This is a genomic window from Microbacterium sp. 10M-3C3 (genome assembly GCF_003931875.1).
In the GTDB taxonomy this organism is placed as follows: domain Bacteria; phylum Actinomycetota; class Actinomycetes; order Actinomycetales; family Microbacteriaceae; genus Microbacterium.
In genome coordinates this window covers 741,148-755,030 of the sequence record NZ_CP034245.1, presented here as the reverse complement: position 1 = coordinate 755,030, position 13,883 = coordinate 741,148, and the positions used below count along the sequence as shown (strand labels likewise).

Here is a 13,883-nt window from a genome sequence, read left to right as displayed (position 1 = left end):
TGTCGGGAAGCGTCGGCGTCAGACGGTCTCGTCGTCGTAGCCGCCGTAGAAGTGGGCGCCGTCGAAGCCGGGCACCGAGTCCTTCAGCGACAGACCGAGCGACGTGAGCTTGTCGCGCACCTCGTCGACCGACTTCTGACCGAAGTTGCGGATGTTCATCAGCTGCGTCTCCGACAGGGCGACGAGCTCCGAGACGGTGTTGATGCCCTCGCGCTTGAGGCAGTTGTACGACCGCACCGACAGGTCCAGGTCCTCGATCGGCATCGCGAGCTCGTTGGAGAGCACCGTCTCCACGGGCGCGGGGCCGATCTCGATGCCCTCGGCCTCGACGTTCAGCTCGCGGGCCAGACCGAACAGCTCGGTCAGCGTGCGACCGGCCGACGCGACGGCATCGCGCGGGGCGATCGACGGCTTGGTCTCGACGTCCAGGACGAGCTTGTCGAAGTCGGTGCGCTCACCGGCACGCGTGGCGTCGACGCGGTACGACACCTTCAGGACCGGCGAGTAGATCGAGTCGATCGGGATCTGGCCGGCCTCGGCGTACTCGTTGCGGTTCTGCGTCGCCGACACGTAGCCGCGACCGCGCTCGATCGTGAGCTCGAGCTCGAACTTCGCGGTGTCGTTGAGGGTCGCGATGACCAGGTCGGGGTTGTGCACCTCGACGCCCGCGGGAGCGGAGATGTCGGCCGCAGTGACCTCGCCGGCGCCCGTCTTGCGCAGGTACGCCGTGATGGGCTCGTCGCGCTCGCTCGAGACGACGAGCTGCTTGATGTTGAGGATGATCTCGGTGACATCCTCCTTGACACCCGGGATGGTGCTGAACTCGTGCAGCACGCCGTCGATGCGGATGCTGGTGACGGCCGCGCCGGGGATCGACGAGAGGAGGCTGCGACGCAGCGCGTTGCCGATCGTGTAACCGAAGCCGGGCTCCAGCGGCTCGATGACGAAGCGGCTGCGGAACTCCCCGATTTTCTCCTCGGTCAGAGTGGGACGCTGTGCGATGAGCACTATGGGTTCCTTTCGATCACGTGCCCGCTATATGACACGTGCAATTGGGGTGAGGTGTTGAGTTGTGTTCGAGGATGCTGCGGCCGCCGCACAGGGCGGGGCCGCAGCATCCGAAGCGTGCGGTCCCTGAGACGTCGAGGGTCAGACGCGGCGACGCTTGGGCGGGCGGCAGCCGTTGTGCGCCTGCGGCGTCACGTCCTGGATCGAGCCCACCTCGAGGCCGGCGGCCGTCAGCGAGCGGATCGCGGTCTCGCGGCCCGAGCCCGGGCCCTTCACGAACACGTCGACCTTCTTCACGCCGTGCTCCTGCGCCTGACGGGCGGCGGACTCGGCCGCCATGCCCGCGGCGTACGGCGTGGACTTGCGCGAGCCCTTGAAGCCCACGCCACCCGAGGACGCCCAGCTGATGACGGCGCCCGACGGGTCGGTGATCGAGACGATCGTGTTGTTGAACGTCGACTTGATGTGGGCCTGGCCCACGGCGATGTTCTTCTTCTCCTTGCGGCGCGGCTTGCGCGCGGCGCTCTTGGCCTGTGCCATGTGCGTTCTCTCCTAAACCTGTGCGCGCCCGCTTACTTGCGGCCGGCCTTCTTCTTGCCGGCGACGGTGCGCTTGGGACCCTTGCGCGTGCGGGCGTTCGTCTTGGTGCGCTGACCGCGCACGGGGAGGCCGCGGCGGTGGCGCAGGCCTTCGTAGGAGCCGATCTCGACCTTGCGGCGGATGTCGGCGGCGACCTCGCGGCGCAGGTCACCCTCCACCTTGTAGTTGCCCTCGATGTAGTCACGGAGCGCGACGAGCTGGTCGTCCGTGAGGTCCTTGACGCGGATGCTCTCGTCGATCCCCGTCGCGGCGAGGATCTCGTTCGAGCGGGTACGGCCAACGCCGTAGATGTAGGTCAGGGCGATGACCACGCGCTTGTCGCGCGGGATGTCGACGCCGGCGAGACGTGCCATGCGGCTCTCCTAGGAGTGTCGTGGAGGTGTGGAGCAGGATCGGTGCCCGGGCCTCCGCCCCGAGGTGTCCCCGTCGCCGTCGACCCGTCGGGCCGGCGGCGGCGGTTCTGATCCTGCCGTGGTGTGTATTGAGTTAGGGGTTCGCAGGCTGCGCAGGGCGCAGCATCCGATCAGCCCTGGCGCTGCTTGTGACGCGGGTTGCTCTTGCAGATGACCATCACGCGGCCGTGGCGGCGGATGACCTTGCAGTGGTCGCAGATGGGCTTGACGGAGGGGTTGACCTTCATGATTTCCTGTTTCGCTGTCTTCGCCGGGCACGCTTGCGCCTGGGGCGTTACTTCTCGGCCGGCCTAGCGGTAGCGGTAGACGATCCGGCCGCGGGTGAGGTCGTAGGGGCTGAGCTCCACGACCACGCGGTCTTCCGGAATGATGCGGATGTAGTTCTGCCGCATCTTGCCCGAGATCGTGGCGAGCACCTTGTGTCCGTTGGTCAGCTCGACGCGGAACATCGCGTTGGGCAGCGCTTCGGAGATGACGCCCTCGATCTCGATGACACCGTCTTTCTTCGCCATATACTCGCTAACGCTCGTTGCAGACCGGCCGGTCTGCGGTGGGTGGGGTTGATTCCGGTGCTTCGACACGCCAACGAAGGCGCAAGGCACCAAAGATCAATAGTACGTGCTAGGACCGCCTCCGGCAACTCGCCCGACCCCGCACTCCTCCGCCCTCCGCGAACACCCCGCCGCGCCGAACTACTGCACGCGGGCGACGATGTCCTTCTGCGGGTCGCCGGTGAGGTCGGTCTGGTTGCTGAGCACCGTGCCGTCGATGGCGATCGTCGGCGTCGCGATGCCGGCCTGGCCGGGCTGGACAGGGGTGTCGCGCGTCTTCGCCGTGACGTAGCGCTGGTACGTGCCGTCGCTGATGCACGAGGCGACGTCTCCGGATGCGCCGGCCTGCTCCGCGAACGCGGCGAGCTGGTCGTCCGTCAGGCCCGCGGTCCCCTCCTGGGGCTGGTTCGCGTAGAGCGCCTGCACGAACGGGAGCACGGCGTCGGGCGTGTCGACCGCGACGCAGTATGCGGCGTTCGCCGACCGCGTCGAGTACTCGGTGCCCTGCGACTGGCGGTCGAGGATCGAGATCGGGTGGATGTTCAGCGTGATCGTCCCATCGCTCGAGAGCTGCTGGAGCGTCTCGCCGTAGGTCTGCTCGAACTGGTTGCAGATAGGGCACATGAAGTCGATGTACGTGTCGACCGTCTTCGGACCGTCGCCGACCGCGATCGCACCGGTGTCGGCGTTCACGACCGCGCTCTTGGGGGGCTCCCCCGGCGAGGTCGCCGCGACGTTGCCCAGCCACACGACGACCCCGACGGCGACGAGGACGACCACCACCGCGATGCTCACCCACACCGCGAACCAGTTCGTCTTGCGCGCGACAGCAGCCATCAGTGTCCGATCTCCCGGGGAACGATTCCGAAGGGTGCCAGGCCGGCGGCACCGCCGTCCGGTGCCGTGAGCACCCAGATTCCTCCATCGTGCACGGCCACGCTGTGTTCCCAGTGTGAGCCGTCCGACCCGTCGAGCGTCGACACCGTCCAGTCGTCGTCCTCGACGAAGGTGGCCTCGTCGCCCGCCACGACCATCGGCTCGATCGCCACCGCGAGCCCCGGGCGCACCTCGGCGCCGGGGTCGGGCGTGCGGTAGTTGAAGATGCTCGGCGACTCGTGCATCTTGCGCCCGATGCCATGGCCGACGTACTCGCGCAGGATGCCGTAGCCGCCCTCGGGCGCGTTCGCCTCGATGTAGTCCTGGATCGCCGCGCCCACTTCGCCGAGGCGCCGCGCCGTCGCGAGAGCGGCGATCCCCGCCCACAGGGATCCCTCGGTCACGTCGGACAGGCGCTGACGCGCGGTCACGATCTCGCGCGGCGCATCGCCGGGCACGATGACGCTGATGGCCGAGTCGCCGTTCCATCCGCGCAGCTCCGCGCCGGCGTCGATCGACACGAGGTCGCCGGCCTGGAGCACCCGGTCGCCCGGGATGCCGTGGACCACCTGCTCGTTCACCGATGCGCAGATCGTGTGGCGGTAGCCGCGCACCAGCTGGAAGTTCGAGCGCGCCCCCCGCGAGCGGATGACGCGCGACGCCTCCGCGTCGAGCTCGAGCGTCGTCACACCGGGACGGATGAGCGCGCTCACCGCGTCGAGCGCCGCCGCGGTGATGAGCCCGGGCTCCACCATCGCCCGCAGCTGGGCGGGCGACTTGTAGACCGAGGACCGGAACGCCACGTCAGGCGGCGGCCGTGCGGCCGAGTCCGCGGGCCTCGAGCGCCGCGAAGATGCGCTCGGTCACCTCGTCGAGGCTGCCGACGCCGTCGATCTCGTCGACGAGCCCGCGCGTGCCGTACACGCCGAGGATCGGCGCCGTCTCCGACTCGTAGATCGCCAGGCGGTTGGCGATGACCTCTTCGGTGTCGTCCGCGCGGCCCTGCTCGACCGCGCGCTTGCGCAGCCGCTCGATCGACTCCTCACGCGGCACCACGAGCGCGATGACCGCGTCGAGGCTCTCGTCACGGCCGCCGAGGAACTCGTCGAGGTGCATGACCTGGCCGAGGTTGCGCGGGTAGCCGTCCAGGAGGAAACCGTCCGCCGCATCCGCCTTCGAGAGCCGGTCGCGCACGACGGCGCTCGTCAGCTCGTCGGGGACGAGGCGCCCCGCGTCGATGATCTCCTTCACCTGCACTCCCAGCTCGGTGCCTTCGGCGACGTTGGCGCGGAACACGTCGCCCGTCGAGACGACGGGGACGCCGAACGCCTCGGCGATGCGCACGCCCTGCGTGCCCTTGCCCGAGCCCTGCGGACCGACGATGAGGAGACGTGCCATCAGCGGAGAAGCCCTTCGTAGTGGCGCTGCTGCAGCTGCGCGTCGATCTGCTTCACCGTCTCCAGGCCCACGCCCACGATGATGAGGATCGATGCACCGCCGAACGGGAAGTTCTGGTTGGCGCCGACCGTCGCGAGCGCGATGAGCGGCAGGAGCGCGATGAGGCCGAGGTAGATCGAGCCCGGCAGCGTGATGCGCGTGAGCACGTAGTCGAGGTACTCCGCGGTCGGACGGCCGGCGCGGATGCCGGGGATGAAGCCGCCGTAGCGCTTCATGTTGTCGGCCACCTCGACGGGGTTGAACGTGATGGCCACGTAGAAGTACGTGAAGCCCACGATCAGCAGGAAGTAGATCGCCATGTACAGCGGGTGGTCGCCGCGCGTGAGGTACTGCGAGATCCACGCGACCCAGCCGGGGACCTCCTGGCCGGGCTGCGGCTGGTTGAACTGCGCGATCAGCGCCGGGATGTACAGCAGCGACGAGGCGAAGATGACGGGCACGACACCGGCCATGTTCACCTTGATCGGGATGTACGTGTTCGTGCCGCCGTACGTGCGGCGTCCCACCATCCGCTTCGCGTACTGCACCGGGATGCGGCGCTGCGACTGCTCGACGAACACCACGAGCGCGACCACGACGATGCCGACGGCCAGCACGAGGAGGAAGACCTCGAAGCCGCGCGAGGCGAGGATCGCGCCCATCGCCGCCGGGAAGGTCGCCGCGATCGAGGTGAAGATGAGGATCGACATGCCGTTGCCGACGCCGCGCTCGGTCACGAGCTCCGCGAACCACATGATGAGGCCGGTGCCGGCGGTCATCGTGATGATCATGAGCAGCTGCGCCCACCACACGTCGTTCGTGAGGATGTTCTCGCACTCGGGGATGCCGGTCTGGCCGAACAGCTGCCCGCTGCGGGCGACCGTCACGAGCGTCGTCGACTGCAGCAGCGCGAGCGCGATCGTGAGGTAGCGCGTGTACTGCGTGAGCTTGGCCTGGCCCGCCTGCCCCTCCTTGTAGAGGGTCTCGAAGTGCGGGATCACCACACGCAGCAGCTGCACGATGATCGTCGAGGTGATGTAGGGCAGGACGCCCAGCGCGAAGATCGACAGCTGCAGCAGCGCGCCGCCCGAGAAGAGGTTGACGAGGGAGAGCAGGCCCTCGGTCCCGCCGGACTGGTCCAGACAGGACTGCACGTTCGGGAAGTTCACGAACGGCGTGGGGATGTGCGCACCCAGACGGTAGATCGCGATGATCCCCAGGGTGAAGCCGATCTTCCGCCGCAGGTCGGGCGTGCGGAAGACCCGCGCGATTGCGCTGAACAAGTGGATTCCTCCAGAACGGTTCCGGCGCCCCGGGGGCGCACAGAGGACCAGCCTAACGCAGAGGGCCGGAGGCGAACGGCCTCCGGCCCTCTACGGGGTTCGGGTGACTCAGTTGACCGAGCCGCCCGCCGCGACGATCTTCTGCTCGGCAGAACCCGAGACCTTGTCCACCGTCACGTTCAGCTTCACCGAGATGTCGCCGGTGCCGAGCACCTTGACCTTCTCGTTCTTGCGCACCGCGCCCTTGGCGACGAGGTCGCTCACGGTGACGTCGCCACCGGTGGGGTACAGCTCCGCGAGCTTGTCGAGGTTGACGACCTGGTACTCGACGCGGAACGGGTTCTTGAACCCGCGCAGCTTCGGCGTACGCATGTGCAGCGGCATCTGGCCGCCCTCGAAGCCGGCGCGCACCTGGTAGCGGGCCTTCGTGCCCTTGGTGCCGCGACCGGCGGTCTTGCCCTTCGAGCCCTCACCGCGGCCGACGCGCGTCTTGGCGGTGTGCGCACCGGGGACCGGGCGCAGGTGGTGCACCTTGAGCACGCCCGGGCGCGAGACCGGAGCGTCCTTCTTCGGGGCAGCCTTGGCGGCGGGCTTGGCGTCCGCCTTGGCGGCGGCCGGCTTGCGCGCGGGCGCCTTCTTCTTGGGGGCCTCGGCCGTCTCGGCCTCGACCTTCTCGTTCTCCGCCATCAGTCGATCTCCTCAACCTTCACGAGGTGCGCGACGGTCTTGACGTAGCCGCGCGTCTGCGCGTCGTCGGGACGGACGACCGAGTCGCCGATCCGCTTGAGACCCAGCGAACGCAGCGTGTCGCGCTGGTTCTGCTTCTCGCTCACCTTGGACTTGATCTGCGTGACCTTGAGGCGCGCGGCCATCAGGCACCTACCTTCTGCGACGCGGCGGCCTCGGCGCGGACGAGCCGGGCCGGCGCCACCTGGTCGAACTCCAGGCCGCGACGGGCGGCCACGGCACGGGGCTCCTCGAGCTGCTTCAGCGCCTCGACGGTCGCGTGCACGATGTTGATCGTGTTCGACGAGCCGAGCGACTTCGACAGGACGTCGTGGATGCCGGCGCACTCGAGCACGGCGCGCACGGGACCACCGGCGATGACACCGGTACCCGCGGCGGCCGGACGCAGCAGCACGACACCGGCAGCGGCCTCGCCCTGCACCGGGTGCGGGATGGTCGAGCCCGAGCGCGGCACGCGGAAGAAGTTCCGCTTCGCCTCCTCGACGCCCTTCGAGATCGCCAGAGGCACCTCACGGGCCTTGCCATAGCCGACGCCCACGACGCCGTTGCCATCGCCCACGACGACGAGCGCCGTGAAGCTGAAGCGACGACCGCCCTTGACGACCTTCGACACGCGGTTGATCGTCACGACGCGCTCGAGGAACTGGCTCTCGTTGCGGTCGCGCGAGTTGCGGTCGCGGTTGGGGTTGCGCTCGCGACCGCCGCGGCGGGCCTCGCGCTGCTCGCGCTGGCCCTCCGCCGCCTCGGGCGCACCCTGCGGCGTCTCGGTCACTTCGGTCTCCTGGTTGTTGGTCACGTCACTCACAGGTTGAGCCCTCCTTCGCGGGCGCCGTCGGCGATCGCGGCGACGCGGCCGGCGTAGCGGTTGCCACCGCGGTCGAACACGACGTCGGTGACGCCGGCGGCCTTCGCACGCTCGGCGACGAGCTCGCCGACCTTGCGGGCCTTGGCGGTCTTGTCACCGTCGAACGAACGCAGGTCCGCTTCGAGGGTGGATGCGGATGCCACGGTGTGGCCCTTCGCGTCGTCGACGAGCTGGACGAACACGTGGCGCGCGGAACGGGTCACGACCAGGCGCGGGCGCGCCTCGGTGCCGACGACCTTCTTGCGCAGGCGCGCGTGACGACGCGCGCGTGCGACCGACTTCGACTGCACAGCCATGCTTACTTACCAGCCTTTCCGGCCTTGCGGCGGACGACCTCGCCCGCGTAGCGCACACCCTTGCCCTTGTACGGCTCGGGCTTGCGGATCTTGCGGATGTTCGCAGCCGCCTCGCCGACGGCCTGCTTGTCGATGCCGCTCACGGTGAGCTTGTTGTTGCCCTCGACCGTGAACGTGATGCCCGCGGGGGGCTCGACGAGCACGGGGTGCGAGAAGCCGAGCGCGAACTCGACGGAGGAGCCGCGCTGCGCGACACGGTAGCCCGTGCCCACGACCTCGAGGCCCTTCGAGTAGCCCTGGGTGACACCGATGATGTTGTTGTTGATGAGCGTGCGGGTCAGGCCGTGGAGCGACCGCGACTCGCGCTCGTCGTCGGGGCGCGTGACGACGACCTGGTTGTCGTCGACCTTCACCTCGAGGGGGCGCGCGACGGTGAGCGAGAGCTCGCCCTTCGGGCCCTTGACCACAACCGCCTGGCCGTCGACCGTCACGGTCACGCCGGCGGGGATGTCGATGGGGAGACGTCCGATTCGCGACATGTCAGATCACCACACGTAGGCGAGGACTTCCCCGCCCACGCCCTTCTGCTCGGCCTGGCGGTCCGTGAGGAGGCCAGAGGAGGTGGACAGGATGGCCACGCCCAGGCCGCCGAGGACCTTGGGGATCTCGGTCGACTTGGCGTACACGCGCAGGCCGGGCTTCGACACGCGCTTGATGCCGGCGATCGACCGCTCGCGGTTCGGGCCGTACTTGAGGGTGAGCGTGAGCGTCTGACCGACGCGGGCGTCCTCGACGGCCCACTCCGAGATGTAGCCCTCCTGCTTGAGGATCTCGGCGATGTTGGTCTTGAGCTTCGAGCTCGGCAGCGACACGGCGTCGTGGTGAGCCGAGTTCGCGTTGCGCAGACGGGTCAGCATGTCTGCGACCGGGTCTGTCATCGTCATGGATGTCTTCTTTCGTTCATGAGGTTTCGGCTGCCGTTACACGACAGACGACCTTCCATGGGTGCCGTGTCCCGGACGGGCACGGCGGGGTGGTGTGTCAGGCCTGCTGGTCGTCCGTGCGGAACGGGAAGCCCAGCTGACGCAGCAGCGAGCGGCCCTCGTCGTCGGTCTTCGCCGTCGTCACGATCGTGATGTCGAAGCCGCGGACGCGGTCGATGCGGTCCTGGTCGATCTCGTGGAAGACCGACTGCTCCTGCAGGCCGAACGTGTAGTTGCCGTGGCCGTCGAACTGCGCGCCCGACAGGCCACGGAAGTCGCGGATGCGGGGCAGGGCGAGGTTCACCAGACGGTCGATGAACTCCCACGCGCGGTCGCCGCGGAGGGTGACGTGCGCGCCGATGGGCTGGCCCTCGCGCAGCTTGAACTGCGCGATCGACTTGCGGGCCTTGGTGACGACCGGCTTCTGGCCGGTGATCTTGGTGAGGTCGTCGACCGCACCATCGATCACCTTGCTGTCGCGCGCGGCCTCGCCGACACCCGTGTTCACGACGACCTTGACCAGGCCGGGAATCTGCATGACGTTGGCGTAGCCGAACTCGTCCTGCAGGGCCCTCTTGATCTCGGTGTTGTACTTCTGCTTCAGGCGGGGCTGGGTCTTGCCAGCCACCGCGGCAGTCGCGGTGCTCATGTTCAGAGGTCCTTGCCGCTCTTCTTCGCGTAGCGCACGCGGACCGTGCGCTTCACGCCGTCCTTGACCTTCTCCTCGACGCGGTGGCCGACGCGCGTCGGCTTCTTGCTCGAGGGGTCGACCAGGGCGACGTTGGAGATGTGGATGGGGGCCTCGAACGTCTCGATGCCGCCCGTCTTCGTGCCGCGCTGGGTCTGACCCACGCGGTTGTGCTTGGTGACGTAGTTCACGCCCTCGACGATGACGCGGTTCTGCTCGACGAGGACCTCGAGGACCTTGCCCTGCTTGCCGCGGTCGCCGCCGCGCTCGGGCTTGGCGCCCGAGATGACCTGAACCAGGTCGCCCTTCTTGATCTTCGCCATGATCAGATGACCTCCGGGGCGAGCGAGACGATCTTCATGAACTTCTTGTCGCGAAGCTCACGGCCGACCGGTCCGAAGATGCGGGTGCCGCGGGGCTCCCCGTCGTTCTTCAGGATCACGGCGGCGTTCTCGTCGAACTTGATGTACGAGCCGTCGGGACGGCGGGTCTGCTTGACGACGCGCACGACCACGGCCTTGACGACGTCGCCCTTCTTGACGTTGCCGCCGGGGATCGCGTCCTTGACCGTGGCGACGATGACGTCGCCCAGGCCCGCGTACCGGCGGTTGGAGCCGCCGAGCACGCGGATGGTGAGCAGCTCCTTGGCGCCGGTGTTGTCGGCGACCTTGAGGCGCGATTCGTTCTGGATCACTTGGCCTTCTCCACGATCTCGACCAGGCGCCAGCGCTTGGTGGCGCTGAGCGGACGGGTCTCGTTGATGACAACCAGGTCGCCGATGCCGGCGGTGTTGCCCTCGTCGTGCGCCTTCACCTTGGAGGTGCGACGGATGACCTTGCCGTAGAGGGGGTGCTTCACGCGGTCCTCGACCTCGACGACGATCGTCTTGTCCATCTTGTCGCTCACGACGTAGCCACGACGCGACTTGCGGTAGCCACGGGCGTCAGCGTCGCGCACGTCGTGCGCGGCGCTCTCGTGACCCGCGACCCGGGGGGTCTCCACCTCGGCGGCGGCCTTCTTGGCGGCCGGCTTGCGCGCCGGCGCCTTCTTCTCGGTGGTCTCAGCCATCACTCGGCCTCTTCCTTCGCGGCCTCAGGCGCAGCATCCGCCTTCGAGGCCTTGGTCTTCTTCGCCTTGGTCGACGCGGCGACCGGAGCGGGCGTGGCACGGATGCCGAGCTCGCGCTCGCGGATCACCGTGTACAGCCGCGCGATGTCGCGCTTGACGGCGCGGATGCGGCCGTGGCTCTCGAGCTGGCCGGTGGCCGACTGGAAGCGGAGGTTGAACAGCTCCTCCTTGGCCTTGCGCAGCTCCTCGACCAGGCGCTGGTCTTCGAACGTGTCGAGCTCGCTCGTCGCGAGCGTCTTGGTGCCGATCGCCATTACGCGTCGCCCTCCTCGCGCTTGATGATGCGTGCCTTCAGCGGCAGCTTGTGGATGGCACGGGTGAGCGCCTCGAGAGCGAGCTGCTCGTTGACGCCCGCGACCTCGAACAGGACGCGACCCGGCTTGACGTTGGCGACCCACCACTCCGGCGAGCCCTTACCCGAGCCCATGCGGGTCTCGGCGGGCTTCTTGGTGAGCGGTCGGTCGGGGTAGATGTTGATCCACACCTTGCCGCCACGCTTGATGTGACGGGTCATCGCGATACGAGCGGACTCGATCTGACGGTTGGTCACGTAAGCGGGCGTGAGGGCCTGGATGCCGAACTCGCCGAAGGAGACCTTCGTGCCGCCGGTGGCCTGGCCCGAGCGGCCGGGGTGGTGCTGCTTGCGGTACTTGACCTTGCGGGGGATAAGCATCAGGCAGACGCTCCTTCTGCGACGGGGGCCTCGGCGCGGGGGCCACGACGACGGTCGCCGCCGCGGTCGTCACGACCGCGGGACTTCGGCGCGTTGGCCTGCTCGCGGGCGAGCTCCTTGTTGGTCAGGTCGCCCTTGTAGATCCACACCTTCACGCCGATGCGGCCGAACGTCGTCTTGGCCTCGTAGAAGCCGTAGTCGATGTTGGCACGGAGCGTGTGCAGGGGCACGCGGCCCTCGCGGTAGAACTCGGAGCGGCTCATCTCCGCGCCGCCGAGGCGGCCGGAGACCTGGATGCGGACGCCCTTGGCGCCGGCGCGCTGCGCGCCCTGCAGACCCTTGCGCATCGCGCGGCGGAAGGCCACGCGGGCGGAGAGCTGCTCGGCGATGCCCTGCGCGACGAGCTGGGCGTCGGCCTCGGGGTTCTTCACCTCGAGGATGTTGAGCTGGATCTGCTTGCCGGTGAGCTTCTCGAGGTCGGCGCGGATGCGCTCGGCCTCGGCGCCGCGGCGACCGATCACGATGCCCGGGCGGGCGGTGTGGATGTCGACGCGGACGCGGTCACGCGTGCGCTCGATCTCGATGTTGCTCACGCCGGCGCGGTCCAGCTGCGTCTGCAGGAGCTTGCGGATCTTGATGTCCTCGGCGACGTAGTCGGCGTAGCGCTGGCCCGGCTTGGTCGAGTCCGAGAACCACCGCGACACGTGGTCCGTGGTGATGCCGAGGCGGAAGCCGTACGGGTTGACCTTCTGGCCCATTACTTGCTCGCCTTCTTCTTCGTGCCGGCCGTCGCGGCGGGTGCCTCGGCCGTCTCCGGCGTCGAGAGCACGACCGTGATGTGGCTCGTGCGCTTCTTGATCTGGAACGCACGACCCTGCGCGCGGGGCTGGAAACGCTTGAGCGTCGTGCCCTCGTCGACGTACGCGTTCTTCACGTACAGGTCGGCGTCGTCCAGGTACTCGTTCGTCGAGTCGGCCTTCACGCGAGCGTTCGCGATCGCCGAGGCGACGAGCTTGTAGATGGGCTCGCTCGCGCTCTGCGGCGCGAACTTGAGGATGGCCAGGGCCTCCTCGGCCTGCTTGCCCTTGATGAGGGCGACGACACGACGAGCCTTCTGAGGGGTCACGCGGATGTGTCGCACACGGGCGATGGACTCCACCATTTCTCTCTCCTCTCAGCGCCCCGCGTCAGCGGCGGCGGCCCTTCTTGTCGTCCTTCTCGTGGCCGCGGAAGGTGCGGGTGGGCGCGAACTCGCCCAGCTTGTGGCCGACCATGGTCTCGGTCACAAACACGGGGATGTGCTTGCGACCGTCGTGCACGGCGATCGTGTGCCCCAGCATGGCGGGGATGATCATCGAGCGACGCGACCAGGTCTTGATGACGTTCTTGGTACCCGCCTCGTTCTGCGACACGACCTTGCGAAGCAGGTGCTCGTCGACGAAGGGGCCCTTCTTGAGACTGCGTGGCATCTTCCTCTACTCCTACTTGCGCTTCTTGCCGGCCGTGCGACGGCGGACGATGAGCTTGTCGCTTTCCTTGTTGGCGTGGCGGGTGCGGCCCTCCGGCTGACCCCACGGCGTCACGGGGTGACGTCCACCGGAGGTCTTGCCCTCACCACCACCGTGCGGGTGGTCGACCGGGTTCATCGCGACACCGCGGACGGTCGGGCGCACGCCCTTCCAGCGCTTGCGGCCGGCCTTGCCCCAGTTGATGTTGGACTGCTCGGCGTTGCCGACCTCGCCGATCGTCGCGCGGCAGCGCGCGTCGACGTTGCGGATCTCGCCCGAGGGCAGACGCAGCTGCGCGTACGGGCCGTCCTTCGCCACGAGGCGGACGGACGCACCGGCCGAGCGCGCCATCTTGGCACCGCCGCCGGGGCGGAGCTCGATCGCGTGGATCACGGTACCGGTGGGGATGTTGCGCAGCGGCAGGTTGTTGCCGGGCTTGATGTCGGCGGATGCGCCGGACTCGATGATGTCGCCCTGCTTCAGCTTGTTCGGCGCGAGGATGTAGCGCTTCTCGCCGTCCTTGTAGTGCAGGAGCGCGATGCGCGCGGTGCGGTTGGGGTCGTACTCGATGTGAGCGACCTTGGCGTCGATGCCGTCCTTGTCGTCACGACGGAAGTCGATGACGCGGTACTGACGCTTATGACCGCCACCGATGTGACGCGTCGTGATGCGACCCTGGTTGTTGCGACCGCCGGTCTTGGCCAGCGGGCGCAGCAGCGACTTCTCGGGCGTCGATCGGGTGATCTCGGCGAAGTCCGCCACCGACGAGCCGCGGCGACCGGGCGTCGTGGGCTTGTACTTGCGAATAGCCATTGTTCTCTCGTCCC

General features: G+C 68.3%; 25 protein-coding genes. All 25 read right to left on the bottom strand.

The window, feature by feature from the left end:
- Positions 1-18: 18 nt before the first annotated feature.
- Positions 19-1,008 (bottom strand): DNA-directed RNA polymerase subunit alpha, encoded by a 990-nt coding sequence (locus tag EI169_RS03575; RefSeq protein ID WP_125131072.1) that lies wholly within the window; start codon positions 1,006-1,008, stop codon positions 19-21.
- Between the two features lie 141 nt (positions 1,009-1,149).
- A complete protein-coding gene (gene rpsK / locus EI169_RS03570) occupies positions 1,150-1,548 on the bottom strand; it encodes a 30S ribosomal protein S11 (RefSeq protein ID WP_013583990.1) in 399 nt (132 codons plus the stop codon).
- A 32-nt stretch (positions 1,549-1,580) separates the two neighbouring features.
- Positions 1,581-1,961 carry a 30S ribosomal protein S13 gene (gene rpsM, locus EI169_RS03565; protein ID WP_125131070.1) on the bottom strand — a complete coding sequence of 127 codons (381 nt, stop codon included), beginning with the start codon at positions 1,959-1,961 and terminating at the stop codon, positions 1,581-1,583.
- 170 nt (positions 1,962-2,131) lie between these two features.
- On the bottom strand, positions 2,132-2,248 hold the full coding sequence (rpmJ, locus tag EI169_RS03560) for a 50S ribosomal protein L36 (RefSeq protein WP_005050492.1): 117 nt from the start codon (positions 2,246-2,248) through the stop codon (positions 2,132-2,134).
- Between the two features lie 63 nt (positions 2,249-2,311).
- The gene (infA, locus tag EI169_RS03555; protein ID WP_028496510.1) at positions 2,312-2,533 is read right to left on the bottom strand and encodes a translation initiation factor IF-1; all 222 of its coding nucleotides are present in this window, start codon (positions 2,531-2,533) and stop codon (positions 2,312-2,314) included.
- A 180-nt stretch (positions 2,534-2,713) separates the two neighbouring features.
- Positions 2,714-3,409, bottom strand: a complete 696-nt coding sequence (locus EI169_RS03550) for a thioredoxin domain-containing protein (protein WP_125131068.1) — start codon at positions 3,407-3,409, stop codon at positions 2,714-2,716.
- Positions 3,409-4,251: a type I methionyl aminopeptidase gene (map, locus tag EI169_RS03545; RefSeq protein WP_125131066.1), complete on the bottom strand. Its 843-nt coding sequence runs from the start codon at positions 4,249-4,251 to the stop codon at positions 3,409-3,411. The genes EI169_RS03550 and map overlap by 1 nt, the downstream gene beginning before the upstream one ends.
- Before the next feature lies 1 nt (position 4,252).
- On the bottom strand, positions 4,253-4,846 hold the full coding sequence (locus tag EI169_RS03540; RefSeq protein ID WP_125131064.1) for an adenylate kinase: 594 nt from the start codon (positions 4,844-4,846) through the stop codon (positions 4,253-4,255).
- Positions 4,846-6,168, bottom strand: coding sequence for a preprotein translocase subunit SecY (gene secY / locus EI169_RS03535; RefSeq protein WP_125131063.1), 1,323 nt, complete (start codon positions 6,166-6,168; stop codon positions 4,846-4,848). The genes EI169_RS03540 and secY overlap by 1 nt, the downstream gene beginning before the upstream one ends.
- A gap of 108 nt (positions 6,169-6,276) precedes the next feature.
- Positions 6,277-6,855 carry a 50S ribosomal protein L15 gene (gene rplO / locus EI169_RS03530; protein WP_125131061.1) on the bottom strand — a complete coding sequence of 193 codons (579 nt, stop codon included), beginning with the start codon at positions 6,853-6,855 and terminating at the stop codon, positions 6,277-6,279.
- A complete protein-coding gene (gene rpmD, locus EI169_RS03525) occupies positions 6,855-7,040 on the bottom strand; it encodes a 50S ribosomal protein L30 (protein WP_060960260.1) in 186 nt (61 codons plus the stop codon). The genes rplO and rpmD overlap by 1 nt, the downstream gene beginning before the upstream one ends.
- Entirely contained in the window at positions 7,040-7,720 is a 681-nt protein-coding gene (gene rpsE / locus EI169_RS03520) for a 30S ribosomal protein S5 (RefSeq protein WP_125131059.1), read from the bottom strand. The genes rpmD and rpsE overlap by 1 nt, the downstream gene beginning before the upstream one ends.
- Positions 7,717-8,076, bottom strand: coding sequence for a 50S ribosomal protein L18 (gene rplR / locus EI169_RS03515; protein WP_125131057.1), 360 nt, complete (start codon positions 8,074-8,076; stop codon positions 7,717-7,719). Before rplR ends, rpsE begins: the two co-directional genes overlap by 4 nt.
- 2 nt (positions 8,077-8,078) lie before the next feature.
- Complete coding sequence (gene rplF / locus EI169_RS03510; protein WP_125131055.1) at positions 8,079-8,615, bottom strand: 50S ribosomal protein L6; 537 nt, start codon at positions 8,613-8,615, stop codon at positions 8,079-8,081.
- Positions 8,616-8,621: 6 nt separating this feature from the next.
- Positions 8,622-9,020, bottom strand: coding sequence for a 30S ribosomal protein S8 (gene rpsH / locus EI169_RS03505; protein WP_125131054.1), 399 nt, complete (start codon positions 9,018-9,020; stop codon positions 8,622-8,624).
- Between the two features lie 97 nt (positions 9,021-9,117).
- Complete coding sequence (gene rplE, locus EI169_RS03500) at positions 9,118-9,708, bottom strand: 50S ribosomal protein L5 (RefSeq protein WP_125131052.1); 591 nt, start codon at positions 9,706-9,708, stop codon at positions 9,118-9,120.
- A 2-nt stretch (positions 9,709-9,710) separates the two neighbouring features.
- Positions 9,711-10,070: a 50S ribosomal protein L24 gene (rplX, locus tag EI169_RS03495; RefSeq protein WP_125131050.1), complete on the bottom strand. Its 360-nt coding sequence runs from the start codon at positions 10,068-10,070 to the stop codon at positions 9,711-9,713.
- Positions 10,071-10,072: 2 nt separating this feature from the next.
- A complete protein-coding gene (gene rplN, locus EI169_RS03490) occupies positions 10,073-10,441 on the bottom strand; it encodes a 50S ribosomal protein L14 (RefSeq protein WP_013584005.1) in 369 nt (122 codons plus the stop codon).
- Positions 10,438-10,704, bottom strand: a complete 267-nt coding sequence (gene rpsQ / locus EI169_RS03485; protein ID WP_276312954.1) for a 30S ribosomal protein S17 — start codon at positions 10,702-10,704, stop codon at positions 10,438-10,440. Before rpsQ ends, rplN begins: the two co-directional genes overlap by 4 nt.
- Positions 10,705-10,814: 110 nt before the next feature.
- Positions 10,815-11,129, bottom strand: a complete 315-nt coding sequence (gene rpmC / locus EI169_RS03480; RefSeq protein ID WP_125131048.1) for a 50S ribosomal protein L29 — start codon at positions 11,127-11,129, stop codon at positions 10,815-10,817.
- On the bottom strand, positions 11,129-11,548 hold the full coding sequence (rplP, locus tag EI169_RS03475) for a 50S ribosomal protein L16 (protein WP_125131046.1): 420 nt from the start codon (positions 11,546-11,548) through the stop codon (positions 11,129-11,131). Before rplP ends, rpmC begins: the two co-directional genes overlap by 1 nt.
- Positions 11,548-12,306, bottom strand: coding sequence for a 30S ribosomal protein S3 (rpsC, locus tag EI169_RS03470; RefSeq protein WP_125131044.1), 759 nt, complete (start codon positions 12,304-12,306; stop codon positions 11,548-11,550). The genes rplP and rpsC overlap by 1 nt, the downstream gene beginning before the upstream one ends.
- Positions 12,306-12,710, bottom strand: coding sequence for a 50S ribosomal protein L22 (rplV, locus tag EI169_RS03465; protein ID WP_125131042.1), 405 nt, complete (start codon positions 12,708-12,710; stop codon positions 12,306-12,308). Before rplV ends, rpsC begins: the two co-directional genes overlap by 1 nt.
- A 25-nt stretch (positions 12,711-12,735) precedes the next feature.
- Positions 12,736-13,017 carry a 30S ribosomal protein S19 gene (gene rpsS, locus EI169_RS03460; protein WP_125131040.1) on the bottom strand — a complete coding sequence of 94 codons (282 nt, stop codon included), beginning with the start codon at positions 13,015-13,017 and terminating at the stop codon, positions 12,736-12,738.
- 12 nt (positions 13,018-13,029) lie between these two features.
- Positions 13,030-13,869, bottom strand: coding sequence for a 50S ribosomal protein L2 (gene rplB, locus EI169_RS03455; protein WP_125131038.1), 840 nt, complete (start codon positions 13,867-13,869; stop codon positions 13,030-13,032).
- Positions 13,870-13,883: the final 14 nt, after the last annotated feature.

Bases quoted from the DNA above. Each gene is read 5' to 3' on its own strand.
- rpsK (WP_013583990.1), bottom strand. From the start codon at position 1,548: ATGGCACAGGCCAAGAGCGCCGCGCGCAAGCCGCGCCGCAAGGAGAAG.
- rpsM (WP_125131070.1), bottom strand. From the start codon at position 1,961: ATGGCACGTCTCGCCGGCGTCGACATCCCGCGCGACAAGCGCGTGGTC.
- rpmJ (WP_005050492.1), bottom strand. From the start codon at position 2,248: ATGAAGGTCAACCCCTCCGTCAAGCCCATCTGCGACCACTGCAAGGTC.
- infA (WP_028496510.1), bottom strand. From the start codon at position 2,533: ATGGCGAAGAAAGACGGTGTCATCGAGATCGAGGGCGTCATCTCCGAA.
- EI169_RS03550 (WP_125131068.1), bottom strand. From the start codon at position 3,409: ATGGCTGCTGTCGCGCGCAAGACGAACTGGTTCGCGGTGTGGGTGAGC.
- EI169_RS03540 (WP_125131064.1), bottom strand. From the start codon at position 4,846: ATGGCACGTCTCCTCATCGTCGGTCCGCAGGGCTCGGGCAAGGGCACG.
- rplO (WP_125131061.1), bottom strand. From the start codon at position 6,855: ATGGCGGAGAACGAGAAGGTCGAGGCCGAGACGGCCGAGGCCCCCAAG.
- rpmD (WP_060960260.1), bottom strand. From the start codon at position 7,040: ATGGCCGCGCGCCTCAAGGTCACGCAGATCAAGTCCAAGGTGAGCGAG.
- rplR (WP_125131057.1), bottom strand. From the start codon at position 8,076: ATGGCTGTGCAGTCGAAGTCGGTCGCACGCGCGCGTCGTCACGCGCGC.
- rplF (WP_125131055.1), bottom strand. From the start codon at position 8,615: ATGTCGCGAATCGGACGTCTCCCCATCGACATCCCCGCCGGCGTGACC.
- rpsH (WP_125131054.1), bottom strand. From the start codon at position 9,020: ATGACGATGACAGACCCGGTCGCAGACATGCTGACCCGTCTGCGCAAC.
- rplE (WP_125131052.1), bottom strand. From the start codon at position 9,708: ATGAGCACCGCGACTGCCGCGGTGGCTGGCAAGACCCAGCCCCGCCTG.
- rplX (WP_125131050.1), bottom strand. From the start codon at position 10,070: ATGGCGAAGATCAAGAAGGGCGACCTGGTTCAGGTCATCTCGGGCGCC.
- rpmC (WP_125131048.1), bottom strand. From the start codon at position 11,129: ATGGCGATCGGCACCAAGACGCTCGCGACGAGCGAGCTCGACACGTTC.
- rplP (WP_125131046.1), bottom strand. From the start codon at position 11,548: ATGCTTATCCCCCGCAAGGTCAAGTACCGCAAGCAGCACCACCCCGGC.
- rpsC (WP_125131044.1), bottom strand. From the start codon at position 12,306: ATGGGCCAGAAGGTCAACCCGTACGGCTTCCGCCTCGGCATCACCACG.
- rplV (WP_125131042.1), bottom strand. From the start codon at position 12,710: ATGGTGGAGTCCATCGCCCGTGTGCGACACATCCGCGTGACCCCTCAG.
- rpsS (WP_125131040.1), bottom strand. From the start codon at position 13,017: ATGCCACGCAGTCTCAAGAAGGGCCCCTTCGTCGACGAGCACCTGCTT.
- rplB (WP_125131038.1), bottom strand. From the start codon at position 13,869: ATGGCTATTCGCAAGTACAAGCCCACGACGCCCGGTCGCCGCGGCTCG.